Annotated in this window: 18 protein-coding genes, 1 pseudogene and 1 riboswitch; of the genes and pseudogenes, 14 read left to right on the top strand and 5 right to left on the bottom strand. The window is 73.5% G+C overall.

Going from position 1 to position 23,999, the window contains the following annotated elements:
- Positions 1-25: 25 nt before the first annotated feature.
- The 3 genes and pseudogenes from ACFV57_RS31790 to aceA form a co-directional block, all read right to left on the bottom strand.
- Positions 26-575: pseudogene (locus ACFV57_RS31790) on the bottom strand (transposase).
- Complete coding sequence (locus tag ACFV57_RS31785) at positions 572-985, bottom strand: winged helix-turn-helix domain-containing protein (RefSeq protein WP_385239300.1); 414 nt, start codon at positions 983-985, stop codon at positions 572-574. The pseudogene ACFV57_RS31790 and the gene ACFV57_RS31785 overlap by 4 nt, the downstream one beginning before the upstream one ends.
- 222 nt (positions 986-1,207) lie before the next feature.
- Positions 1,208-2,506, bottom strand: a complete 1,299-nt coding sequence (gene aceA / locus ACFV57_RS31780; protein WP_385239298.1) for an isocitrate lyase — start codon at positions 2,504-2,506, stop codon at positions 1,208-1,210.
- A 318-nt stretch (positions 2,507-2,824) separates the two neighbouring features.
- Here aceA and ACFV57_RS31775 point away from each other — a divergent pair, with 318 nt between their 5' ends.
- The 9 genes from ACFV57_RS31775 (at position 2,825) to ACFV57_RS31735 (ending at position 14,618) form a co-directional block, all read left to right on the top strand.
- Positions 2,825-4,231 (top strand): short-chain fatty acyl-CoA regulator family protein, encoded by a 1,407-nt coding sequence (locus tag ACFV57_RS31775; protein ID WP_385239296.1) that lies wholly within the window; start codon positions 2,825-2,827, stop codon positions 4,229-4,231.
- A 160-nt stretch (positions 4,232-4,391) separates the two neighbouring features.
- Positions 4,392-4,799, top strand: coding sequence for a YciI family protein (locus ACFV57_RS31770; protein WP_385239294.1), 408 nt, complete (start codon positions 4,392-4,394; stop codon positions 4,797-4,799).
- 8 nt (positions 4,800-4,807) lie between these two features.
- A complete protein-coding gene (locus ACFV57_RS31765) occupies positions 4,808-5,953 on the top strand; it encodes an RNA polymerase sigma factor (protein ID WP_385239338.1) in 1,146 nt (381 codons plus the stop codon).
- Between the two features lie 55 nt (positions 5,954-6,008).
- Positions 6,009-6,190, top strand: a riboswitch (cobalamin riboswitch).
- Positions 6,191-6,392: 202 nt separating this feature from the next.
- Positions 6,393-7,892 (top strand): CoA-acylating methylmalonate-semialdehyde dehydrogenase, encoded by a 1,500-nt coding sequence (locus tag ACFV57_RS31760; RefSeq protein WP_385239292.1) that lies wholly within the window; start codon positions 6,393-6,395, stop codon positions 7,890-7,892.
- A gap of 5 nt (positions 7,893-7,897) precedes the next feature.
- On the top strand, positions 7,898-9,109 hold the full coding sequence (locus ACFV57_RS31755; protein WP_385239290.1) for an acyl-CoA dehydrogenase family protein: 1,212 nt from the start codon (positions 7,898-7,900) through the stop codon (positions 9,107-9,109).
- Complete coding sequence (locus ACFV57_RS31750) at positions 9,106-10,176, top strand: enoyl-CoA hydratase/isomerase family protein (RefSeq protein ID WP_385239288.1); 1,071 nt, start codon at positions 9,106-9,108, stop codon at positions 10,174-10,176. Before ACFV57_RS31755 ends, ACFV57_RS31750 begins: the two co-directional genes overlap by 4 nt.
- Before the next feature lie 53 nt (positions 10,177-10,229).
- The gene (gene mmsB / locus ACFV57_RS31745; RefSeq protein WP_385239336.1) at positions 10,230-11,135 is read left to right on the top strand and encodes a 3-hydroxyisobutyrate dehydrogenase; all 906 of its coding nucleotides are present in this window, start codon (positions 10,230-10,232) and stop codon (positions 11,133-11,135) included.
- Positions 11,132-11,959 carry an enoyl-CoA hydratase gene (locus ACFV57_RS31740; RefSeq protein ID WP_385239286.1) on the top strand — a complete coding sequence of 276 codons (828 nt, stop codon included), beginning with the start codon at positions 11,132-11,134 and terminating at the stop codon, positions 11,957-11,959. Before mmsB ends, ACFV57_RS31740 begins: the two co-directional genes overlap by 4 nt.
- Positions 11,960-12,077: 118 nt before the next feature.
- On the top strand, positions 12,078-14,618 hold the full coding sequence (locus ACFV57_RS31735) for a DUF262 domain-containing protein (protein WP_385239284.1): 2,541 nt from the start codon (positions 12,078-12,080) through the stop codon (positions 14,616-14,618).
- Between the two features lie 36 nt (positions 14,619-14,654).
- On the opposite strand, the gene ACFV57_RS31730 is transcribed toward ACFV57_RS31735, so the two are convergent.
- Positions 14,655-16,115, bottom strand: coding sequence for a short-chain fatty acyl-CoA regulator family protein (locus ACFV57_RS31730; RefSeq protein ID WP_385239282.1), 1,461 nt, complete (start codon positions 16,113-16,115; stop codon positions 14,655-14,657).
- 214 nt (positions 16,116-16,329) lie between these two features.
- On the opposite strand from ACFV57_RS31730, the gene ACFV57_RS31725 reads away from it, so the two are divergent.
- The 3 genes from ACFV57_RS31725 to ACFV57_RS31715 are packed head-to-tail and all read left to right on the top strand — an operon-like array spanning position 16,330 to position 19,903.
- Positions 16,330-17,847, top strand: a complete 1,518-nt coding sequence (locus ACFV57_RS31725) for an MmgE/PrpD family protein (RefSeq protein ID WP_385239280.1) — start codon at positions 16,330-16,332, stop codon at positions 17,845-17,847.
- Entirely contained in the window at positions 17,847-18,773 is a 927-nt protein-coding gene (gene prpB, locus ACFV57_RS31720; RefSeq protein WP_385239278.1) for a methylisocitrate lyase, read from the top strand. The genes ACFV57_RS31725 and prpB overlap by 1 nt, the downstream gene beginning before the upstream one ends.
- Entirely contained in the window at positions 18,770-19,903 is a 1,134-nt protein-coding gene (locus ACFV57_RS31715) for a bifunctional 2-methylcitrate synthase/citrate synthase (RefSeq protein ID WP_385239276.1), read from the top strand. The genes prpB and ACFV57_RS31715 overlap by 4 nt, the downstream gene beginning before the upstream one ends.
- 7 nt (positions 19,904-19,910) lie before the next feature.
- On the opposite strand, the gene ACFV57_RS31710 is transcribed toward ACFV57_RS31715, so the two are convergent.
- Positions 19,911-21,050, bottom strand: coding sequence for an acyl-CoA dehydrogenase family protein (locus ACFV57_RS31710; protein ID WP_385239274.1), 1,140 nt, complete (start codon positions 21,048-21,050; stop codon positions 19,911-19,913).
- Between the two features lie 294 nt (positions 21,051-21,344).
- On the opposite strand from ACFV57_RS31710, the gene ACFV57_RS31705 reads away from it, so the two are divergent.
- Entirely contained in the window at positions 21,345-22,961 is a 1,617-nt protein-coding gene (locus ACFV57_RS31705; RefSeq protein WP_385239272.1) for an AMP-binding protein, read from the top strand.
- Between the two features lie 160 nt (positions 22,962-23,121).
- The gene (locus tag ACFV57_RS31700; protein WP_385239270.1) at positions 23,122-23,994 is read left to right on the top strand and encodes a PaaX family transcriptional regulator C-terminal domain-containing protein; all 873 of its coding nucleotides are present in this window, start codon (positions 23,122-23,124) and stop codon (positions 23,992-23,994) included.
- Positions 23,995-23,999: the final 5 nt, after the last annotated feature.

Here is a 23,999-nt window from a genome sequence, read left to right as displayed (position 1 = left end):
TGCGGTGACACCTGCGCCTACTGATCTATTCGGTGGGGTGTCGGGATGGGTGTAGGACCGGGCCGGTCTCGGTGAGGCAGCCGTCGATGAGTCCGGGGTGGTGCCGGATGTGGCTGAGGCCCCGGCGGAGAGCGCGTTCGAGGTGTTCGGCATCGGTGAAGGAGACGTTGGCGAGCGGGCCGCGTCGCAGCAGTGACCAGATGCCTTCCACCGGGTTCAGGTCCGGTGCGTACCGGGGGGGGAGTTGCACGATGGTGAGCCAGTCGTCGTGATCGGCGGCGTACTGCCGCATTCTGGCGGCCCGGTGGGTGTTCACATCATCCCAGACGAGGACGACCGGGGTGCCGAGCTGCAGGTGGGCGCGGACCGCCAGGTCGCGGTAGTCGGTCCACGTGAAGCTCTTGCGTGCCCCCTTGAAGGGCAGGTGGAAGCGGGGACGGTAGATCAGCCGGGAGATCACCGGGTCTGTAGCAGCACATCGCCGCGATGGAGATGCGCCGCCGGGACCGGTCGCGGGCCCTGACGACGGGCGTATGCCCGCGCCGTCCCCAGGTACGGGCGCGTGGCGGCGTCATCGCGAACCCGGCCTCGTCCTCGAAGACGATGTGAGCCCCGAGCGCCGCCGCGGTGCTTCCACCCGCGGCCATATCTCCTTCCTCCACAGCTCCACCGCGTGCTCGTCGCGTTCCAGTGCCCGGCGGGCCGGGCACTGCCGAGACCAGCCGTGCAGGTGCATCAGCCGCCACACCCCGACCATCGAGCAGGTGATCCGAAACCTCCGGGCGATCACGGTCTTGATCCGCACCAGGGTCCACCGCTGGCCCTCCCAGCCATGCGCGGCCGGACCCCGGGCCAACTCCCCGTCCAGCTGGGCGAACTGCGCACCGGACAGCTTGGGCGCCCGGGGCGGCCCCTTGGACGGCGGCGCCGGCATCCCGCCTTCCCACCACGCGCGCCGCCAGCGCTCCACCGACCGCTCGCTCACACCCGCAGATCCTTCGCGATCACCGCGGTCTTCTCACCGTTCCCGAACCGCTCGCCGGCCTGCCGGCGGACCCGCTCACGCAACCGCTGCCGCTCCACGGGTCAGCCCGCCACCCTGCGCGTACCGCACAGTTCCGGCGTACCGCAGAAAACAGCCCCCCGTCACGACCCGACTTCCCACCTAAGAGATCAGTAACGGCTACTCCAACTTTCAAAACACTCCCTAGTGGAACTGCTCCTCCTCGGTGGAGCCGCGCAGCGCGGTGGTCTCGGAGGCCGGGTTGACGGCGGCGGCGACCAGGTCGAAGTAGCCGGTGCCGACCTCGCGCTGGTGCTTGACGGCGGTGAAGCCGTGCTCCTGGGCGGCGAACTCGCGCTCCTGGAGGTCCACGTAAGCGGTCATGCCGTGCTCGGCGTAGCCGCGGGCGAGGTCGAACATGCCGTGGTTGAGGGAGTGGAAGCCGGCCAGGGTGATGAACTGGAAGCGGTAGCCCATCGCGCCCAGCTCCCGCTGGAACTTGGCGATCTGGTCGTCGTCCAGCGCCGCGCGCCAGTTGAAGGACGGCGAACAGTTGTAGGCCAGCAGCTGGTCGGGGTACCGGGCGTGGATCGCCTCGGCGAACTCCCGGGCCTGGGCCAGGTCGGGCGTGCCGGTCTCCATCCACAGCAGGTCCGCGTACGGGGCGTAGGCCAGGCCGCGGGCGATGACCGGGGCCATGCCGCTGGTGACCCGGTAGAAGCCCTCGGCGGTGCGCTCGCCGGTGCAGAAGCGGGCGTCGGCCTCGTCGACGTCGCTGGTCAGCAGGGTGGCGGCGAGGGCGTCGGTACGGGCGACGATCACCGTCGGCACGTCGGCGATGTCGGCGGCCAGGCGGGCGGCGCCCAGGGTCCGCACGTGCTGGGAGGTGGGCACCAGCACCTTGCCGCCGAGGTGGCCGCACTTCTTCTCCGAGGCGAGCTGGTCCTCGTAGTGGATACCGGCCGCGCCCGCCTCGATCATCGCCTTGGTCAGCTCGAAGGCGTTGAGCGGGCCGCCGAAGCCGGCCTCGGCGTCCGCGACGATGGGCACGAGCCAGTCGGTGCCTCCTGCCGGAGCATCCGGGCCGGCCGCCTCGGCGGTGGCGATCTGGTCGGCGCGCAGCAGCGCGTTGTTGATGCGGCGCACCACCTGGGGCACCGAGTTGGCCGGGTACAGGCTCTGGTCGGGGTAGGTGTGACCGGCCTGGTTGGCGTCGGCGGCGACCTGCCAGCCCGAGAGGTAGACCGCCTGCAGTCCGGCCTTGACCTGCTGCACGGCCTGGCCGCCGGTCAGCGCGCCGAGCGCGTGGATGTAGTCCTGCTCGTGCAGCTGGCGCCACAGCCGTTCGGCGCCGCGCCGGGCCAGGGTGTGCTCCTCGCGGACGCTGCCCGACAGCCGCACCACGTCGGCGGCGCTGTGCGTACGGGTGGTGCCCTGCCACCGCGGGTCGCTCGCCCACCGCTGGGCCAGTTCCTCGGCCGCCTTCGTTCCTGCCTGTGCCATGACCGTCTCCCGGAAGTTCGCTCGGACCGCTGTGCTCGGTGGTGGACTGCTGGTGAACGCTGCGAATTACCGGCACCGAGTGCCGCACCAGTGCCACGAAACTGCTGAAGTGCGGCCCGCCGGATGTCCCGGTAGCGGGAGTGAGCAATGCTGCCGGGGGCCGCACCGCCGACTCTGGCAGTGGCACTTGGTGCCATCAAGCATGGCCCCGAGCCAAGTTCTGCCAATTTTGTCCGCAAGTTTTGCCAAGGTTGCGAAGGTCCGGAACGACCGTACGGCGACTAGGGTGTGCTGCGCGGCAGCGACGGAGGGGGCACCGTGAGCAAGACCTACGCCGGGGCGCGGCTGCGGCGGCTGCGGGAGGAGCGCGGGTTCAGCCAGGCCGCGCTGGCCCGCGTGCTGGCCATCTCGCCCAGCTATCTCAACCAGATGGAGCACGACTCACGGCCGCTGACCGTGCCCGTGCTGCTGCGGCTGACCGAGGCGTTCGGCGTGGACCCCGGCTTCTTCTCCGAGCGGGACACCGGCCGGGTGCTGGCCGGCCTGCGCGAGGCCCTGGCCGACGAGCTGGCCGCCGGCCGGGTCTCCCCCACCGAGCTGTCCGAACTCGCCTCGCGGCAGCCTTCCGTGGCGTCGGTCCTGCTCGGCCTGGGCCGGCGCAACCAGGCGCTGACCGAACGGCTGGCGGAGCTGGCGGAGGGCCGGGACGGCGGCACCGACCCGGCCGCGCCGCTCTCCCCGCACGAGGAGATCCGCGAGTTCTTCTACCGGCGGCAGAACTACCTGCACGAGGCCGACCTCGCCGCCGAGGAGCTCGCCGCCGAACTGCGCATCCGTCCCGGCGAGGTGGGGCGCGCCCTGGCCGCGCGGCTCACCGGGCGGCACGGCGTACGCCTCGTCGACACGCCCGACGGGCCGCTGCACCACTACGATCCGGCCGCCCGGGTGCTGCGGCTGTCGGCCGGCCTGCGCCCCGGCCAGCGCGCCTTCCGCATGGCCACCCAGCTGGCGCTGCTGGAGGCCGGTGACGAGCTGTCGCGGCCCGCCTCGGAGGACTTCGAGGAGGGCTCGACGGCCTGGTCGCTGGCCCGGATCGGCGTCGCCAACTACTTCGCGGCGGCACTGGTGCTGCCGTACGGCCCGTTCCACGCCGCGGCCGAGGAGCTGCGGTACGACATCGAGCGGCTGACCGACCGCTTCGGCCTCGGCTACGAGACGGTGTGCCACCGGCTGAGCACCCTGCAGCGGCCGCGGCGGCGCGGGGTGCCGTTCTCCTTCGTCCGCGTCGACCGGGCCGGCAACATGTCCAAACGGCAGTCGGCCACCGGCTTCCACTTCTCGCGGGCGGGCGGCACCTGCCCGCTGTGGAACGTCTACGAGGCGTTCACCGCGCCCAGCCGTATCCACGTACAGATCGCGTCCATGCCGGACGGCCGCCGCTACCTGTGGACGGCGCGCACGGTCACCCGGCACCGCGGCGGCTGGGGCGACCCCGGCAAGACCTTCGCCATCGGCCTGGGCTGCGAGATCCGGCACGCCTCCCGCCTCGTCTACTCCGACGGGCTGGACCTGGACAACGCCGGGGCGGCCACCCCCATCGGCATGGGCTGCCGCGTCTGCGAACGGCTGGAGTGCCCGCAGCGGGCCGTACCGCCGCTCGGCCGGACGCTGGCGATCGACGAGAACAGCAGCACGTTCGTGCCGTATCCGGTGCGGGAGGGGTGAGCGGGAGGCGCGCCGGGGCCCGCCCGCTCGGCAGCACGGACGACGTCGTCCACCGGAGCCGGAAAAAGTTTTCAGGCGGCGATGTCGAGAACCGGCGACCGGCTCCGTCCCCGTGGTGAACGCGACCACAATGGGTCGCCTCAGCACCGAGGAGAGTCTCATGGCCAAGTACCTGTTGCTCAAGCACTACCGCGGCGCCCCGGCCCCGGCCAACTGCGTTCCCATGAGCCGGTGGACGCCGGAGGAGGTCTCGGCCCACATGAAGTACATGCAGGACTTCGCGGACCGGCTGGAGAAGACCGGCGAGTTCGTCGACGGCCAGGCGCTCGCCCCCGAGGGGACGTTCGTCCGGTACGACGGCGAGGGGCGCCCGCCGGTCACCGACGGCCCGTTCGCCGAGACCAAGGACCTCATCGCCGGCTGGATGGTGATCGACGTCGACAGCTACGAGCGCGCCGTCGAGCTGGCCGGGGAGCTGTCGGCCGCCCCCGGCGCGGGCGGGAAGCCGATCCACGAGTGGCTGGAGCTGCGCCCCTTCCTCGCCGCGCCGCCCACCATCACGGAGTGACCCCGGAGGTGGACGAGAGCCTGCTCCGGAGCCTCACGCCGGGCGTGCTCGGCATCCTCGTCCGCCGCGGAGCCGACTTCGCGGCGGCCGAGGACGCCGTACAGGACGCGCTGGTCGAGGCGGTCCGCGCCTGGCCGGCCGACCCTCCACGGGACCCGAAGGGCTGGCTGGTCACCGTGGCCTGGCGCCGGTTCCTCGACGCGACCCGGGCGGACGCCGCCCGCCGCCGGCGTGAGGACCTCGTCGACGAGGAGCCCCCGCCCGGTCCCGCGCCCGCCGCGGACGACACGCTCCAGCTCTACTTCCTGTGCGCCCACCCCTCGCTGACACCGTCGTCGGCGGTCGCGCTCACACTGCGCGCCGTCGGCGGTCTCACCACCCGCCAGATCGCCCAGGCCTATCTGGTGCCGGAGGCGACCATGGCGCAGCGGATCAGCCGGGCCAAGCGCACCGTGTCGGGCGTGCGCTTCGACCGGCCCGGCGACGTGGCCACCGTGCTGCGCGTCCTCTACCTGGTCTTCAACGAGGGCTACTCCGGCGACGTGGACCTGGCCGCCGAGGCCGTCCGGCTCACCCGGCGGCTCGCCGCCTCGATCGACCACCCCGAAGTGGCGGGGCTGCTGGCCCTCATGCTGCTCCACCACGCCCGGCGCGCCGCCCGGACCGCTCCCGACGGCGGCCTGGTGCCGCTCGCCGGGCAGGACCGCGGCCGGTGGGACACCGGGGCGATCGCCGAGGGCATCGGCGTCCTGCAGGCGGCCCTCGCCCGCGACCGGCTGGGCGAGTTCCAGGTCCAGGCCGCCATCGCGGCCCTGCACGCCGACGCGCCCACCGCCGAGGAGACCGACTGGGTGCAGATCGTCGAGTGGTACGACGAACTCGTGCGGCTGACCGGCAGTCCGGTGGTCCGGCTCAACCGCGCGGTGGCCGTGGGCGAGGCCGACGGCCCGCGCGCCGGCCTGGCGGCACTCGCGGCCCTGGACGCCGCCCTGCCCCGCCACGCGGCGGTGGCGGCCTACCTCCACGAACGCGACGGCGACCTGCCGACAGCGGCGCGGCTCTACGCCGAGGCGGCCCGAAAAGCCCCCAACCTCGCCGAACGCAACCACCTGACCCTGCAGGCCGCCCGGCTCAACGTCCGCCTGGGGCGGTGAGGGGTCCGGGTGGGCCGGGTCACGAAGCACCCCCTGGACTTACTAGGACGTCCAACTATATCTTCGTGACCAAGGCCCGCGGTGCAGGGAAGCCGGTGTGAATCCGGCGTGGTCCCGCCACTGTGACCGGGGAGTGCGACGCCGAGCAACACGCCACTGACGAGAACGAGGTCGGGAAGGCGGGCGGCGCGCGGTGATCCGGAAGCCAGGATACCGGCCGCGGGTGTTGTTCCGTGTTGTCCACGAGGATGGAGCAGACACGCATGGCATCGGTGCGTATCCACAGCCCAGGTGATCCGGTCCGGCCCGCGGCACCGCCCGCGCGCTGACGGTTCCACGCCTTCGCGTCCCACGGCCCCGCCACGGTCCGCGCGCCCTCGCGCCGCCCGTGTGCCCCGCCGTGCCATCCCCGGACCTCACCTGACGAGAGCAGGCTCCCATGGCCCGTGAACTGACCCATTTCATCGGCGGCAAGCACACACCGGGAACTTCGGGTGCTTACGGCGACGTGTACGACCCCAACACCGGCACCGTGCAGGCCCGGGTCCCGCTCGCGGACCGGGCCCAGACGACGGCCGCGATCGCCGACGCGGCGGCGGCCCAGCCGGAGTGGGGCGAGTGGAACCCGCAGCGGCGCGCCCGGGTGCTGCTCAACTTCCTGCGCCTGGTGGAGGGAGAGCGGGAGTCGCTGGCCCGGCTGCTGTCGAGTGAGCACGGCAAGACGGTCCCGGACGCGCACGGCGACCTCCAGCGCGGCCTGGAGGTGGTGGAGTTCGCCGCGGGCATTCCGCACCTGCTCAAGGGCGAGTTCACCGACAACGCCGGGACCGGCATCGACGTGCACTCGCTGCGCCGCCCGATCGGCGTGGTGGCCGGCATCACCCCGTTCAACTTCCCCGCGATGATTCCGCTGTGGAAGGCCGCGCCGGCCATCGCCTGCGGCAACGCGTTCGTGCTCAAGCCGTCCGAGCGGGCGCCGTCCGTGCCGCTGCGGCTCGCCGAACTGTTCCTGGAGGCGGGCCTGCCGCCGGGCATCCTCAACGTCGTGCACGGCGGCAAGGAGTCGGTGGACACGCTGCTGGAGGACCCGCGCGTGGAAGCGCTCGGCTTCGTCGGCTCGACACCGATCGCCGCGCACATCTACGCGACCGCCGCCGCCCACGGAAAGCGCGCCCAGTGCTTCGGCGGCGCCAAGAACCACCTGATCGTGATGCCGGACGCCGACCTCGACCAGGCGGTGGACGCGCTGGTCGGCGCCGGGTACGGGTCGGCGGGCGAGCGCTGCATGGCGATCTCGGTCGCCGTACCGGTGGGCGAGGAGACCGCCGACGCGCTGGTGGCGCGGCTCAAGGAGCGCGTCGGCACGCTGCGCATCGGCCGCTCCGACGACCCGCACGCCGACTTCGGGCCGCTGGTGAGCCGCGACGCGCTGGACCGGGTCCGCGCCTACGTCGACCTCGGCGTCAGCGAGGGCGCCGAGCTGGTCGTCGACGGACGGGACTTCGCCCTCCCCGGCCACGAGGACGGCTTCTTCGCGGGCGCCTCGCTCTTCGACCGGGTGACGACGGACATGCGGATCTACCAGGAGGAGATCTTCGGCCCGGTGCTGTCGGTGGTCCGCGCGGCCGACTACGAGGAGGCGCTGCGGCTGCCCACGGAGCACCCGTACGGCAACGGCGTGGCGATCTTCACCCGCGACGGCGACACCGCGCGGGACTTCAGCCGCCGGGTGAACACCGGCATGGTCGGCGTGAACGTGCCGATCCCGGTGCCCGTCGCGTACCACACCTTCGGCGGCTGGAAGCGGTCCGGCTTCGGCGACCTGAACCAGCACGGCCCGGACGCGATCCGCTTCTACACCCGCACCAAGACCGTCACCTCGCGCTGGCCCTCCGGGGTCAAGGAGGGCGCGAGCTTCACCATCCCGACGATGGGCTGAGCGCGATGAGCGTCATGACCACCGCCACCTCGGCCACCTCGCTCACCGCCGACCAGCTCGCCATCGTCGAGACGACACTGGACTTCGCGCAGGAACACATCGCGCCGCACGCCGTGGCCTGGGACCAGGACAAGCACTTCCCCGTGGACGTGCTGCGCAAGGCCGCCGGGCTGGGGCTCGGCGGGATCTACGTACGGGAGGAGTGCGGCGGCTCCGCGCTGAGCCGCGCGGACGGCGTGCTCGTCTTCGAAGTACTGGCCACCGCCTGCCCGTCCATCGCGGGATATCTCTCCATCCACAACATGGTCGGATGGATGATCGACCGGTACGGCGACGACGCGCAGCGCGCCCGCTGGCTGCCCGGTCTGTGCTCGATGACGGACCTCGGCAGCTACTGCCTGACCGAGCCGGGCGCCGGTTCCGACGCGGCGGCGCTGCGTACCCGCGCGGTGCGCGACGGGGACGGCTATGTACTGACCGGCGTGAAGCAGTTCATCTCCGGGGCCGGGGCCTCGCGGGTGTACGTGGTGATGGCCCGTACCGGTGACGAAGGGCCGGGCGGCATCTCGGCGTTCGTCGTGGAGCGGGACGATCCGGGCCTGTCGTTCGGCGCCAACGAGAAGAAGATGGGCTGGAACGCGCAGCCCACCCGGCAGGTGATCCTCGACGAGGTCCGGATTCCGGCGGACCGGCGGCTCGGCGCGGAGGGCGACGGCTTCCGTATCGCGATGAGCGGCCTGAACGGCGGCCGGCTCGGCATCGCCGCCTGCTCCCTCGGCGGCGGGCAGAGCGCCCTGCACGCGGCGCAGTCCTACCTCGCGGACCGGGAGGCGTTCGGCGGGCGGCTGCTGGACGCGCAGGCGTTGCAGTTCCGGCTCGCCGACATGGCGACGGAGCTGGCCGCCGCGCGTGCGCTGGTGCGGCAGGCGGCCGAGGCGCTGGACCGCGGCGACCCGCAGGCACCGCAGCTGTGCGCGATGGCCAAACGCTTCGCCACCGACACGGGCTACTCCGTCGCCGACCGTGCGCTGCAACTGCACGGGGGCTATGGCTACCTGAGTGAATACGGCATGGAGAAGATCGTCCGCGATCTTCGGGTGCACCAGATCCTGGAAGGGACGAACGAGATCATGCGCTTGATCGTGGCCCGCGGGCTGACCGGGGCGGGAACGGGGAACGGCGCCCGCGCCGGCGCCGGAACGGGGGCCGCCCGATGACCGACGACTCCGTACTGCTGCGGACCGAGGGCCGGGCCGCGTACCTCACCCTCAACCGGCCGAAGGCCCTCAACGCCCTGGACCACCCCATGGTGCGCCGGATCGGCACGGCCCTGGCCGGATGGGAGCACGACCCCGCGGTGGAGACCGTGGTGATCACCGGCGCGGGCGGGCGCGGGCTGTGCGCGGGCGGCGACATCCGCGCCATCCACGAGGACGCGCGGACCGGCGACGGTGCGGCGTCCACCGCGTTCTGGCGGGACGAGTATCTCCTCAACGCCCGCATCGCGCGCTTCCCCAAGCCGTACGTCGCCGTCATGGACGGCATCGTGATGGGCGGCGGCGTCGGCGTCTCGGCGCACGGCAGCGTACGGATCGTCACCGAACGCTCGAAGGTCGCCATGCCCGAGACCGGCATCGGCTTCGTACCGGACGTCGGCGGCACGTACCTGCTGGCGCTCGCGCCCGGAGAACTGGGTACGCACCTGGCGCTGACCGGGGCGCCGGTGGGCGCCGGGGACGCGCTGCTGTGCGGGCTCGCCGACCACTTCGTCCCGTCGGAGCAGGTGGAGCGGCTGGTGGCGGACCTCGCCACCGCCCCCGTGCCCGAGGTGCTGCCGCGGTACGTACAGCAGGCCCCCGAAGGCGGGCTGGCGGCGCACCGGGAGTGGATCGACACCTGCTACGCGGCGGGCACCGTCGAGGAGATCGTGGACCGGCTGCTCGGCAGCGGCGTCCCGGAGGCCAAGGAGGCCGCCGAGACGATCCTCGCCAAGTCCCCCACCTCGCTGAAGGTCACCCTGGCCGCGCTGCGCCGGGCCCGTGACCTCGGGCCGCTGGAACGGGTCCTGGACCAGGAGTACCGCGTCTCGTGCGCGGCGCTGACCACACCCGACCTGGTCGAGGGCATCCGCGCCCAGGTCGTCGACAAGGACCGCGCGCCGCGCTGGTCCCCCGCCACCCTCGCCGAGGTCTCGGACGAGGACGTGGCCCGGTTCTTCGCACCGCTCGGCGACCGCGAGCTGGGGCTCGCCGACGGTGCCGGTACGCAGGAGGTGCCCTGGTGAGCGCGTCGGTGGACAACGGGAAGGGCACGGTCGGGTTCGTCGGGCTCGGCAACATGGGCGGGCCGATGGCGGCCAACCTGGTGACGGCGGGTTACCGGGTGACCGGCTTCGACCTCGTGCCCGAGGCGCTGGCGTCGGCCGTGGCGGCCGGTGTCGAGCCCGCGGACTCGGCCGCCGGTGCCGTGGCGCACGCGGACGTGGTGATCACCATGCTGCCCGCCGGGCGGCACGTGCTGGCCCTCTACGAGGACGGCGGTCTGCTCGCGGCGGCCCGGCCCGGCACGCTGTTCGTGGACTGCTCGACCATCGACGTGGCCGACGCCCGCGCCGCCCATGAGGCCGCCGTACGCGCCGGCCACCAGGCCCTGGACGCGCCGGTCTCGGGCGGCGTGGTCGGGGCCGAGGCCGGCTCGCTGACGTTCATGGCGGGCGGCGGCGCGGGCGAGTTCGCGCGCGCCGAGCCGCTGCTCGCGGCGATGGGCAAGAAGGCCGTGCACTGCGGCGCGGCGGGCGCCGGGCAGGCCGCGAAGATCTGCAACAACATGATCCTCGGCATCTCGATGATCGGCGTCAGCGAGGCGTTCGTCCTCGGCGAGAGCCTGGGCCTGTCCCACCAGGCCCTGTACGACGTGGCGTCCACCGCGAGCGGACAGTGCTGGGCGCTGAGCGTCAACTGCCCGGTGCCGGGTCCGGTGCCCGGCAGCCCGGCCAACCGCGACTACCGGCCCGGCTTCGCGGCGCCGCTGATGGCCAAGGACCTGGGACTGGCCGCCAACGCGGTCCGCTCCGGCGGCGTACAGGCCGAACTGGGCCTGCGCGCTGCCGAGTTGTACGCGGCGTTCGCCGAGGGCGAGGGCGCGGCCGAGGACTTCTCCGGCATCGTCCGGACCATCCGGCAGCGGTCCGGAACCGGCGCGCCCGCCGCACAGGAACCCGAGCAGAACGGAACGAGCGCATGACCGACACCACCGAACGCGCCGAGGCCACCCCGCCCGCCGGCGACCGCCCGCAGCCGTACGAGACGATCCTCGTGGAGCGCACCGGCCGCACCGCCACGCTCACCCTCAACCGCCCCAAGGCGCTCAACGCCCTCAACCTCCAGGTGATGACCGAGGTCGTGGCGGCGACCGAGGAACTGGACCGCGACCCGGAGATCGGCTGCATCGTCATCACCGGCTCGGCGAAGGCGTTCGCCGCCGGGGCCGACATCAAGGAGATGCGCCCGCGCTCGTACATGGACATGTACCTCAGCGACTGGTTCACCGCCTGGGACCGGCTGGGCGCGCTGCGCACACCGACCGTGGCGGCGGTGGCCGGGCACGCGCTGGGCGGCGGCTGCGAACTGGCGATGCTCTGCGACATCCTGCTCGCCGCCGACACCGCCGTCTTCGGCCAGCCGGAGATCAAGCTCGGCGTCATCCCCGGCATCGGCGGCTCCCAGCGGCTGACCCGCGCCGTCGGCAAGGCCAAGGCGATGGAACTGTGCCTGACCGGCCGCACCATGGACGCGGCGGAGGCCGAACGGGCCGGGCTGGTCTCCCGGGTGGTACCGGCCGCCGGCCTGCTGGACGAGGCACGCGCCGTCGCGGAGCAGGTGGCCGCGATGTCCGCGCCGGTCGCGATGATGGCCAAGGAAGCCGTCAACCGGGCGTTCGAGACCACCCTCGCCGAGGGCGTCCGCTTCGAACGGCGCCTGTTCCACGCGGTGTTCGCCACCGCTGACCAGAAGGAGGGCATGACGGCGTTCGTGGAGAAGCGGGCGGCGGAGTTCACGCACCGCTGAGGCACCCGCGCCGTGACGGCCCGGCCGAAACGACCTCGCCCCAGGCGCTCCCTGGCTAGGGTGATCCTCTTGAAAGCGCAGGGGAAACACCGTAGTCGGCGACTGGGGCGGAGCATCGATGGAAGCGCGGGAAACGACGTTCGAGCGGCTGATCCAGGGGGACAACCAGTTTCAGATCCCCCTCTATCAGCGCACGTACAGCTGGGACGCCAAGGACCACCAGCGGCTGTGGGACGACTTGTTACAGCAGGCCGACACGGGCACGGCGGACGCGCCGACCGGGCACTTCCTCGGCTCCGTGGTGCTCGACCCCCGTCCGCCGCTGCCGGACACGGTCCAGCGCTGGGTCGTCATCGACGGACAGCAGCGGCTCACCACGCTGATGCTGCTGGCCTGCGCGATCCGCGACCACGTACGCGCCTTCGACGCCGAACGGGCCGGCTACGTCCAGCGTCGGTACCTGGTCAACGAGAAGGACTACACCGGGCTCGACGCCTACCGCCTGCTGCCGACCCAGGCCGACCGGCCGTCGTTCCTCGCCTGCGTGAACGGCGACCCCACGGCGGGCGGGGAGGACAGCATCGGAGCCGCCTACCGGTTCTTCCGGGCCGCGCTCACCGAGTACGACCCGGTCGGCGAGTGGGACCGGGTGCGCCACGTCGACCAGGCGCTGCGCAACCGGCTGACGTTGGTGACGATCACGGCCGGGCCGCAGGACAACGCCTTCCGGATCTTCGAGTCGCTCAACAACACCGGCAAGTCCCTCAGCCAGGCCGACCTGCTGCGCAACTACGTGTTCATGCAGCTGCCGACCCTCGGCGAGCAGGTCTACGACCGCGTGTGGCTGCCGCTCCAGACCGAACTCGGGCCGGAGCGGCTGACCATGCTCGCCTGGCTCGACCTGGTGTTGCAGGGCCAGAGCCGGCTGACCGTCAGCGAGGTCTACGAGGGACAGCGGCGCCGGATGGGCCGGATCGTGGCCGCGGCCGGCGAGGAGGGTCTGCGGGAGGACATCGCCCGACTGCGCCGCCTCGGCCACCTCCTCCTGCGGGTCTTCGAACCCGACCGGGAACCGCGCGCGGAGCTGGGGGCGGTCCTGGAGCGGCTCGGGCGGTGGGGTGGCGAGGCGCACTACCCGCCCGCGCTGCACGTGCTGGACCAGGTGGACCGGGGCGCGACGGAGACCGCACAGGCCGTCGAAGCACTGAACTGCGTGGAGAGTTTCCTGGTCCGGCGCATGATCTGCCGCGAACCCTCGCACAGCGTCCGGCAGCTGCTGGCCGCCGTGCCTTCGGCGCTGGAGCGGGACCGGCCGCTGCACGAGGCGATGCGGCGCTATCTGTCCGGACCGCGGCGGGGCTGGCCGCAGGACGAGGAGCTGGCCGAGGCGATCCGCACGCAGCCGTTCTACTGGCAGGGCAGCAGCCGTCACCGCACCTACGTACTGCGGCGGTTCGAGGAGGACTACACGTCCCCGGAGCCCGTCGACTTCTCCCGCGCCTGGTCGTCGATCGAACACGTCCTGCCGCAGCGGCCCGGGCAGGAGTGGCTCGACATGCTGGCCGAGGACGCCGGGGAGGGGGAGCGGCCCGAGGAACTGCACGAGGCGTTGGTGCACACCCTGGGCAACCTGACGCTCACCGGCGAGAACACCCGGCTGTCCAACCACCCGTACGAGCGCAAGCAGCAGATCCTCGACCAGAGTGCCCTGCGCATGAACCGGGAGATCGCCACCGCCGACCGGTGGGGGCGGCGGGAGATCCTGGACCGTGCCGACCGTCTCGCCGAACGGGCGGTGCGGATCTGGCCGGGGCCGCTGGCGAGTGAGGACGCCCGCGCCGACGAGCGCTCGGAGTGGCTGCGGCTGCGGAGGGTGCTGGCGGCCGTGCCGGCCGGGAAGTGGACGACGTACAAGGACCTCGGCACGGTCACCGGAGCGGGCTCGGCCCAGACCGTCGGCACCTACCTGGCCAAGCGCGCGGACGTGCCGAACGCGCACCGCGTGCTGACGGCCGGCGGCACGTCCTCCCCCGGTTTCGCCTGGCTCGACAGCCGTACGGAATCGCAGCAGGAAGCGCTGGAGCGGGAAGGCGTCCGGTTCAACGGCGCGGTGGCCGATCCCGGGCAGCGGCTGCTCACGACCGAGCTGGCCGAACTCGCCGGGCTCGACGCGCCGCAGGAGCCGGCGGACGACCCGGCAGCGCGGCGCCCTGGCACCCCTGCCGAGCGGCCGGACAACTTCGCCGCTCTGCTGCGTACCCACCAGCCCGCGGTGGCGGAAGAGGTGCTGACCCTGCTGGGCAAATGGGAGGCCGAGGGCGGGTGGCTCGGGTACGGAGCCGCCGTGGAGACCAGTTGCGCGCCCATACTGCGGGAGGGGAGAGGACCGCAGGGCTGCCTCTGGCCGGTGAGCGTGTACCCGCGTACGGGGACCGTGGAGGTCGTCTTCGAGTACCTCGCCAAGCGGGAGCCCTTCACCCGGCCCGGGCTCTTGGCCGAACTGCGCGACCGGCTTCAGGGCATCCCCGGTGTGGTGCTGGACGTCCCCGACGCCGAACTGCACAGGCGGCGGCCGAGCTTCCCCGTGACGGCACTGCACGGCGACGGGCTGGCGCGTTTCGCCGAGACCCTGGAATGGTTCCGGCAGCAGAGCCTGTGAGCCCCGCCCGCCACCGGTGACCCGGCCGTCTCCCCGTCACCACCGGCCCGTCCGCCTCCCGTCCCCCGGCTCCCTCCCGCCGACCACCGGATACGGCACATGCGCCCGCCGGTTCGGGTCGACGGCGAGGCGTCCGCCTGCCGGGGGGCGGGCGCGCTGGGCGCAGTCGGGGCGTTCGCAGAGGCGGCAACCCAGGCCGATGGGGGTGGCCGCGCGGGGGTCGTCCAGGGCGATGCCCGCCGTGTAGACGAGGCGGTGGGCGTGGCGGAGTTCGCAGCCCAGGGCCACGGCGAAGTCGGCGCGGGGCGCGTGGTGGCCGAAGCCGCCGCGGGTCACGGTGCGGGCGATCCAGAAGTAGCGCTTGCCGTCCGGCATCTCGGCGACCTGCGTGAGGACGCGGCCGGGCGCGGAGAACGCCTCGTAGACCGTCCACAGGGGGCAGGTGCCGCCGAGGCGGGAGAAGTGGAAGTCGGTGGCGGACTGGCGTTTGGAGATGTTGCCGGCCCGGTCCACGCGCAGGAAGGAGAAGGGGATGCCGCGCCGCCCGGTGCGCTGGAGGGTGCTGAGCCGGTGGCAGACCGTCTCGAAGCCGACGCCGAAGCGGGCCTGGAGGAGTTCGATGTCGTAGTGCAGGTCCTCGGCGGCCGTGTGGAAGGCGGTGTACGGCATGAGGAGGGCGCCCGCGAAGTAGTCGGCGAGCCCGATGCGGGTGAGCGCGGCCGACTCCGGTGAGGCCGGGTGCGCGGTCGCGGTGAGCGTGTCGAGCAGTGACTCCTGTTCCAGCAGGGCGAGCTGGGTGGCCAACTGGAAGGCACGGCGGCCTTCGGTGAGCCAGGGCGAGAGGAAGAGCAGGCCCGCCTCGGGGTCGAAGCGCCGGACGTCCGACGAGCGGGCCGGGGCGGCCTGGACGGTCCGTACGCCGTGCCGTTCGGCGAGACGGGCGGCGAGCGGGTCGGCCGCGCGGCCGGGGCGCAGGCCGAGTTCGGCGGCGGTGTGTTCGGCGGCGGCGTCGAGCGGGGCGACGTGGTTGTGGTGGGCGTAGAAGAAGTCACGTACCTCGTCGTGCGGTTCGGCGGGCGGCAGGGCGGGGCTGTCGCCGGGGCTGGCGAGGGCGGCGGCCTGCTCGGTGGCGGTGCGGTAGCGGCGGTGCAGGGCGACCAGGGCGCGGGCCACCTCGGGGTGGTCGCGGGCGACCTCGGCGATCTCCTCGGCGGGCGGCGGGGGGCCGCACGCCTCGTCGCCGAGCGCGGCGCGCAGGTCGGTGGTCAGGCGTTCCTCCGCGGCCTCGGAGAAGTACTCGGCGTCGACGCCGAGTACCTCGGCGATGCGCAGCAGGACGGGCGCGGTCAGCGGGCGCTGGCTCTGTTCGATCTGGTTCAGGTAGCTGGTGGAGATGCCCAGTTCGCGGGCGAGCTGCACCTGGTTGAGGCCGTGTTCGCGGCGGAGTCTGCGGAGTTTGGCGTGTGCGTAGATCTTGCGGACGGGCGGTCGTGCCATACCGCTGCCCCCTTCGTCGCGTGCGCCGTCGTTCCGTCGCCCCTTGCGAACGTAGCATCCGCAGGTTTTGCACCTTTCGCCGATCCGCAGCCCGGGGCGGGAGGAAATCCGCACGGTGGAGCGGTCGCGGGCGGGCGCGTCGCGGGGCAGGCTCAGGGGCGTGGGACACCGCACCACGCACCCGCGCCACGCAACCGCACGACCGAGGAGCCCCGTGATCGACCATCAGGTACGTGTCCATCCCAGCGCCGCCCGGCTGCCGCGCGAGGAGCAGCTCGCCTGGAAGCTGGCGGCCGTCGCCACCGGCACCCAGGACGCCCCGGACCTCGATCCGGACGCGGCGGCGATGGCGGCCAACCGGGTCGTCGACAACGCGGCGGTGGCCGTGGCATCGCTGCGCCGGCGGCCGGTCGCCGTGGCCCGCGCCCAGGCCCGGCCCCATACGGGCGCGCCCGGCGCCTCGGTCTTCGGCGCCGCGGGCCCGCGGGTTTCTCCCGAGTGGGCGGCCTGGGCCAATGGCACCGCCGTACGGGAGCTGGACTTCCACGACACGTTCCTCGCCGCGGACTACGCCCACCCCGGCGACAGCATCCCGCCGCTGCTGGCCGTCGCCCAGCACACCGGGCGCAGCGGCGGCGACCTGCTGCGCGGTGTCATCGCCGCGTACGAGGTGCAGGTCGCCCTGGTGAAGGGCATCTGCCTGCACCGGCACCGCATCGACCACGTCGCCCACCTGAGCGCGGCGCAGGCGTGCGGGCTGGGGGCGCTGCTGCGGCTGCCGACGGAGACCGTCTGCCAGGCCGTGCAGCAGGCGGTGCACACGACGACCGCGACGCGTCAGTCCCGTAAGGGCGAGATCTCCAGCTGGAAGGCGTTCGCCCCGGCCTTCGCCGGGAAGGCCGCCGTCGAGGCGGTGGACCGGGCGATGCGCGGGGAGGGCTCGCCGTCCCCCGTCTACGAGGGGGAGGACGGGTTCCTGGCGTGGCTGCTGGACGGTCCGGAGGCCGCGTACACGGTCACGCTGCCGGAGCCCGGGGAGGCCCGGCTCGGCATCCTCGACACGTACACCAAGGAGCACTCCGCCGAGTACCAGGCGCAGGCCGTCATCGACCTGGCGCGGCGGCTGCGGGAGCGGACCGGGCCGCTGGAGAAGGTGCGCGGCATCGTGCTGCACACCAGCCAGCACACCCACCACGTGATCGGTTCCGGCTCCGGCGACCCGCAGAAGTACGACCCGCACGCCAGCCGCGAGACGCTGGACCACTCGGTGCCGTACATCTTCGCGGTGGCGCTGGAGGACGGCGGCTGGCACCACGAGCGCTCGTACGCACCCGAGCGCGCGCGGCGGCCGGAGACGGTGGAGCTGTGGCGGAAGATCAGCACGGTCGAGGACCCGGAGTGGACGCGCCGCTACCACGAGCCGGACCCGGCGCGGCGCGCGTTCGGCGGCCGGGCCGTGGTGACGCTGGCCGACGGCACGGTCGTCGAGGACGAGCTGGCGGTGGCCGACGCGCACCCGGCGGGGGCGCGGCCCTTCGGCCGGGACGGCTACACGGCCAAGTTCCGCACCCTGGCCGAGGGCGTCGTCGGACCCGGGGCGCAGGATCGTTTCCTGGCCGCGGCCCACGGGCTGCCCGCGCTGGACGGGCCCGGCCTGGACGCCCTCTTCCCCGCCGTGGACACCGACGCCCTCGCCGCGTACGACGCCGACCTCCCGAAGGGCCTGTTCTGATGCTGCACACCCGCACCACGGCCGCCGGGCGCCGCCGCGACCTGCGCGAGAAGCTCGCCTCCGGCCGGCTGCTGCGCGTCCCCGGCGCCGTCAACCCGCTCTCCGCGAAGCTCATCGAGGACACCGGCTACGACGCCTGCTACCTGTCCGGCGCGGTGCTCGCCGCCGACCTCGGCCTGCCCGACATCGGACTGACCACCTCCACCGAGCTCGCCGCCCGCGCCCAGCAGTTCACCCGGGTCACCGGCCTGCCCGTCCTGATCGACGCGGACACCGGCTTCGGCGAGCCGATGAACGCCGCCCGGACCGTCCAGCTGATGGAGGACGCCGGGCTGGCGGGGCTGCATCTGGAGGACCAGGTCAATCCCAAGCGGTGCGGCCATCTGGACGGCAAGGCGGTGGTGCCGCGCGAGGAGATGGCGCGCCGGCTGCGGGCCGCGGCGGACGCGCGCCGCGACCCGGACTTCCTGCTGATGGCCCGTACGGACGCGCGTGCCGTGGAGGGCCTGGACGCGGCGATCGAGCGGGCGCGCGCCTACGTGGACGCGGGCGCCGACGCCGTCTTCCCCGAGGCGCTGCGCGACGAGGCGGAGTTCGCCGCCTTCCGGGACGCCGTGGACGTGCCCCTGCTCGCCAACATGACCGAGTTCGGCAAGAGCCCGCTACTCGACGCCGCCACCCTCGAACGCCTCGGCTACAACATCGCCCTCTACCCCGTCACCCTGCTGCGCCTGGCGATGGGCGCCGTCGAGGACGGCCTGCGCACCCTCGCCGCCGACGGCACGCAGGAGTCGCTGCTGCCGCGGATGCAGACCCGTGCCCGGCTGTACGAACTCCTCGGCTACGAGCAGTACGCGGCCTTCGACTCGACCGTCTTCGACTTCACGCTCCCGCCCGGCGACCGCCCCGCACCGGAGGACTCATGACCGTCACCCCGCCGGAGATCCACCGCGGCCTGGCCGGTGTCGTCGTCGACACCACCGCCGTCTCCACCGTGATCCCCGAGACCAACTCCCTGACCTACCGCGGCTATCCGGTGCAGGAGCTGGCCGCCCACCGCTCGTTCGAGGAGGTCGCGTACCTGCTCTGGTACGGCGAGCTGCCCGGCACCGCCGCGCTGCGCGAGTTCCGGGCCCGTGAGCGGGCGCTGCGCCCGCTGGACCGCACCACGTCCGACCTGCTCGCGCGGCTCCCGGAGAGCTGCCACCCGATGGACGTGCTGCGCACCGCCGTCAGCTTCTTCGGCGCCGAGGACCCCGCCGAGGACGACGGCAGTACGGCGGCCAACCGCGCCAAGTCGCTGTCGCTGCTGGCGAGGCTGCCGGTGGTGGTCGCCGCCGAGCACCGCAGGCGGCGCGGGCTGGCGCCGGTGCGCCCCGACGCCGGGCTGGGCTTCGCGGAGAACTTCTTCCACATGTGCTTCGGCCGTGTCCCGGACCCCGAAGTGGTCCGCTGCTTCGAGATCTCCCTCATCCTGTACGCGGAACACAGCTTCAACGCCTCCACGTTCACCGCGCGCGTCGTCACCTCCACCCTGTCCGACCTCTACAGCGCGGTGACCGCGGCCATCGGCGCGCTCAAGGGCCCCCTGCACGGCGGCGCCAACGAAGCGGTGATGCACATGCTGGAGGAGATCGGGTCCCCGGACCGCGCCGACGCCTGGCTGGCGGACGCCCTCGCGGCCAAGCGCAAGATCATGGGCTTCGGGCACCGCGTCTACAAGCACGGCGACTCCCGCGTCCCGGTGATGCAGGAGGCCACCGACCGGCTCGTGTCCCTCTCGGACACCCCGGAAGCGGCCCGGCTGGCAGCACTGCACACGGCGTTGCGCGAGGCGGTCCTGCGCCGCAAGGGCATCCACCCGAACCTGGACTACCCGGCGGGCCTCGCCTACCACCTGATGGGCTTCGACATCCCCGCCTTCACGCCCCTGTTCGTCATGAGCCGCATCACCGGCTGGACCGCCCACATCACCGAACAGCTCGCGCACAACGCCCTGATCCGGCCGCTCGGCGCGTACAACGGGCCGGGGCAGCGGGTGGTGCCGGTGGCCTGACGACGGCTCACCGCCCCCGGTACAGCTCCCGCGCGATGATCGACCGCTGGACCTCTGTCGCGCCCTCGTAGATGCGCGGTGCGCGGACCTCGCGGTAGAGGTGTTCCAGGAGGTGGCCGCGGCGCAGGGCGCGGGCGCCGTGGATCTGGACGGCCGTGTCGACGGCGTGCTGGGCGGTCTCGGTCGCCAGGAGTTTGGCCATCGCGGAGCGCCGGGCGATGTCGGGGGCGCCGCTGTCGTAGGCAGCCGCGGCCGCGTAGACCAGCAGGCGGGCGGCCTCGATGCGGGTGGCCGTCTCGGCGAGCTGGTGGGAGACGGTCTGGAGGTCCTTCAGCGGGCCGCCGAACGCGGTGCGCTGTGCGGCGTGGTCGAGGGCGGCGTCCAGTGCGGCCTGGGCCATGCCGACCGCGAAGGCGCCGACGCTCGGGCGGAAGAGGTCGAGCGTGCGCATCGCGACGCCGAAGCCGCGGTCCGTCGCGCCGACCACGTCGTCGCGGGTGACCGGGACGCCGTCGAAGACCAGGGTGCCGATCGGGTGCGGGCTGAGCATGTGCAGCCGGGTGCCGGACAGGCCGGGGCGGTCGGCGGGTACGAGGAAGGCGGTGACGCCGCGGGCGCCCGCGGCGCCGCCCGTGCGGGCGAAGACGGTGGCGAAGTCCGCCTCGGGCGCGTTGGAGATCCAGCACTTCTCGCCGGTCAGCCGCCAGCGGCCGGCGGACGGCGGGCCGTCCGGCTCGGCGGCCAGGGTGAGCGCGGCGGCGTCGGAGCCCGCGTCCGGCTCGCTGAGCGCGAAGGCGGCCACCGCGCGGCCGGCCACGACCTCCGGCAGCCAGCGCTCACGCTGTGCGGCCGTGCCGGACTGGACGACCGGGTACGCGCCCAGGCCCTGGAGCGCCAGCGCCGTCTCCGCCTCGGTCGACTCCTGGGCGAGGGACTCGCGCAGCAGGCACAGGTCGAGGGCGCGTACGGGGCCTTCGGCGGGGAACATCCGGCGCAGCAGGCCGAGTTCGCCGAGGGCCGTCACGAGGGGGCGGTTGACGCGGCCCGGTTCACCCTGTTCCGCCAGGGGGCGCAGCCGTTCGGCGGCCAGCGTGCGCAGTTCGGCGCACCACTTCCGGTCCTCCGGTCCCAGCGCGAATGCGGTCACGGGCGGCTCCCTCGTCTCGGGCCCGGAGTGGCCGGGCGGGTCGCTCGGGTCGGGTCGGCGCGGCGCCCCCGGCGGCGTCCCGGTGCCGTCCGCGCCGCCGGACCGTATCGCGCTCTGTTGACTGCCGTCACCAACACGTTACGCTGACGACGGGTCGGCACGGCAGTACCCGGACGGTTTCCGCAGCACTTCCCCACCGCTCCCCCGACCGCTTCCGGGTCGCTTCCGGCGCAGGTCCGGGCTGTTCTTCCGCTCTCCGCGTCCCCGCCGTCGTCCGCAAGGGGGCACACCGGCATGGCACCGACGCCTTCCGCACACGTCGACACCTTCGCGCGCGACCACCTCCCCCCGGCCGCCCAGTGGCCGCACCTCACCGACCTCGGCTACCCCGCCCGCCTCAACTGCGGCGCCGAACTGCTCGACGCCACCGCCGACCGGCTGGGCCACGACCGCCCGGCGTTCCGGAACGAGGCCGGCACCGTGTGGACGTACGGGGAACTGCGCGAGCGCGTGGACCGCATCGCGCACGTCCTCACCGACGACCTGGGCGTGCTGCCCGGCGGGCGGGTCCTGCTGCGCGGCCCCACCACTCCCCTGCTGGCCGCCTGCTGGCTGGCGGTGATGAAGGCGGGCGCGGTGGCGGTGACCGTGCTGGCCACGCAGCGCCCGCACGAGCTGGCCACCGTCTGCGGCCTGGCCCGGGTGGAGCACGCGCTGTGCGACGTGCGGGCCGTCGCCGACCTCGTGTCGGCAGGCGTGCCGGGGCTGCGGATCACCACCTACGGCGGGGACGGGCCCGCGGACCTGCTGCGGCTCGCCGGACGCCGCCCCGGCACGTACGAGGCGGTGGCGACCGCGGCCGACGACGTCGCGCTGATCGCCTTCACCTCGGGCACCACCGGACGGCCCAAAGGCTGTATGCACTTCCACCGCGACGTGCTGGCCATCGCCGACACCTTCTCCGCGCAGGTGCTGCGCCCGAGGCCGGACGACGTGTTCGCCGGGAGCCCGCCGCTCGGCTTCACCTTCGGGCTCGGCGGGCTGGTGGTCTTCCCGCTGCGGGCCGGGGCCTCGGCGTACCTGGCCGACTGGGGCGGCCCCGAACAGCTGCTGCGCGACATCCGGCGGCACCGCGTTTCGGTGCTGTTCACCGCGCCGACCGCTTACCGGGTGATGCTCCCGAAGCTCACCGGATACGACGTCAGCTCGCTGCGCCGCTGTGTGTCGGCCGGCGAGAACCTGCCCGCCGCGACCTGGCGGGCGTGGGAGAAGGAGACCGGGCTGCGCATCATCAACGGCATCGGCGCGACGGAGCTGCTGCACATCTTCATCTCGGCCGCCGACGAGCAGGTGCGCCCGGGGACGACGGGGGTGCCGGTGCCGGGGTTCGAGGCGCGGGTGGTCGGCACGGACGGCCGGCCGGTGCCGGACGGCACGCCGGGACTGCTGGCGGTGCGCGGACCGACCGGGTGCCGCTATCTGGCGGACGAACGGCAGCGGGAGTACGTACGCGACGGCTGGAACCTCACCGGCGACACCTACGTGCGGGACGCGGACGGCTACTTCAGCTACGTGGCACGGGCGGACGACATGATCGTCTCGGCCGGGTACAACATCGCCGGCCCCGAGGTCGAGGAGGCGCTGCTGCGCCACCCGGACGTCGCCGAGGCGGCGGTCGTCGGGCGGGCCGACGCGGAACGCGGGCAGGTCGTGGTGGCCCACCTCGTGCTGCGCACGGGAGTGCCGCGCGGCGCGGAAACCGTCGCGGCGCTGCGGGAGTTCACCAAAGCGGCCATAGCGCCGTACAAGTGCCCGCGCGAGATCGTCTTCCACGACGCGCTGCCCCGCACACCGACGGGCAAGCTCCAGCGGTTCCGGCTGCGGGGCGGCGGCGCGGGCGGCGCGGCATGACCCGTGGTGCCCGCTGCGCCGGTTCGCGGTCCCGCCGTGCCGCCCCTCGGCGGCTGCGGCTACGATCGCGCCCTGAGCGGCCACGGCCCGGCAGCCGTCCGTGCGCGCCCCCGCGTCCCGGGACGGCGGACCGGAGCCCGACAAGGCGGGAAACGACCACGTGAGCGACCAGTACGCGCAGCGCACGCCGCGGTCCCTGATCGTCACCTTCTACGGTGCGTACGGGCGCGGCCCGAAGGGCGGTCCGGGCGATCCCCCGGGACCGGTTCCGGTCGCCGCGCTGATCCGGCTGCTCGGCGTGCTCGGCGTCGATCCGCCGTCGGTGCGCTCGGCGGTCTCCCGTCTCAAGCGCCGCGGTCTGCTCGTCGCGGGCCGTACGGAGTCGGGGGCCGCGGCGTACGGGCTCTCGGAGGCGGCGCACCAGCTCCTGGACGACGGTGACCGGCGGATCTACGGCCGGCCGTCCCCCCGGCCGTCGGACGGCTGGGTCCTGGCCGTCTTCTCGGTGCCCGAACAGGAGCGCCACAAGCGCCACCTGCTGCGCTCCCGGCTGGCCCGGCTCGGCTTCGGCACGGCCGCGCCCGGCGTGTGGATCGCGCCGTCCCACCTGTACGACGAGACCCGGCACACCCTGGACCGGCTGCAACTCTCCCCGTACGTGGACCTGTTCACGGGCGCGCACGCGGGCTTCGAGCCCACCGCCGACGCCGTGGCGCGCTGGTGGGACCTGGAGTCCCTCGCCGACCGGCACCGCGCGTTCCTCAGCGACCACGAACCGGTGCTGCACCGCTGGTCGAGCCGCCGCCCCGTACCCGCGGAGGCGGCGTACCGCGACTACCTGCTGGCCCTGGACGCCTGGCGCCGCCTGCCCTACGCGGACCCCGGGCTGCCCGCTCCCCTCCTGCCCGAGGGCTGGCCGGGCGGCCACGCGGCGGACGTCTTCGGCCGGCTGCACGCCAGACTGCGGGCGGGGGGCGCGCGGTTCGTGCGGGCCGCGGTGGACGGGCCGGGCCGGGCGGCCGCCACCGCCTGACGCCG

Origin of the sequence: Streptomyces sp. NPDC059788 (assembly GCF_042732265.1) — a bacterium.
In the GTDB taxonomy this organism is placed as follows: Bacteria; Actinomycetota; Actinomycetes; order Streptomycetales; family Streptomycetaceae; genus Streptomyces.
This window is presented reverse-complemented; position numbering and strand designations above follow the sequence as displayed.

Excerpts from the sequence above, each read along its gene's own strand:
- mmsB (WP_385239336.1), top strand. The coding sequence starts at position 10,230 with ATGGGCGGGCCGATGGCGGCCAACCTGGTGACGGCGGGTTACCGGGTG.
- ACFV57_RS31750 (WP_385239288.1), top strand. The coding sequence starts at position 9,106 with ATGACCGACGACTCCGTACTGCTGCGGACCGAGGGCCGGGCCGCGTAC.
- ACFV57_RS31730 (WP_385239282.1), bottom strand. The coding sequence starts at position 16,115 with ATGGCACGACCGCCCGTCCGCAAGATCTACGCACACGCCAAACTCCGC.
- ACFV57_RS31715 (WP_385239276.1), top strand. The coding sequence starts at position 18,770 with ATGACCGTCACCCCGCCGGAGATCCACCGCGGCCTGGCCGGTGTCGTC.
- aceA (WP_385239298.1), bottom strand. The coding sequence starts at position 2,506 with ATGGCACAGGCAGGAACGAAGGCGGCCGAGGAACTGGCCCAGCGGTGG.
- ACFV57_RS31770 (WP_385239294.1), top strand. The coding sequence starts at position 4,392 with ATGGCCAAGTACCTGTTGCTCAAGCACTACCGCGGCGCCCCGGCCCCG.
- prpB (WP_385239278.1), top strand. The coding sequence starts at position 17,847 with ATGCTGCACACCCGCACCACGGCCGCCGGGCGCCGCCGCGACCTGCGC.
- ACFV57_RS31755 (WP_385239290.1), top strand. The coding sequence starts at position 7,898 with ATGAGCGTCATGACCACCGCCACCTCGGCCACCTCGCTCACCGCCGAC.
- ACFV57_RS31705 (WP_385239272.1), top strand. The coding sequence starts at position 21,345 with ATGGCACCGACGCCTTCCGCACACGTCGACACCTTCGCGCGCGACCAC.
- ACFV57_RS31735 (WP_385239284.1), top strand. The coding sequence starts at position 12,078 with ATGGAAGCGCGGGAAACGACGTTCGAGCGGCTGATCCAGGGGGACAAC.
- ACFV57_RS31740 (WP_385239286.1), top strand. The coding sequence starts at position 11,132 with ATGACCGACACCACCGAACGCGCCGAGGCCACCCCGCCCGCCGGCGAC.
- ACFV57_RS31760 (WP_385239292.1), top strand. The coding sequence starts at position 6,393 with ATGGCCCGTGAACTGACCCATTTCATCGGCGGCAAGCACACACCGGGA.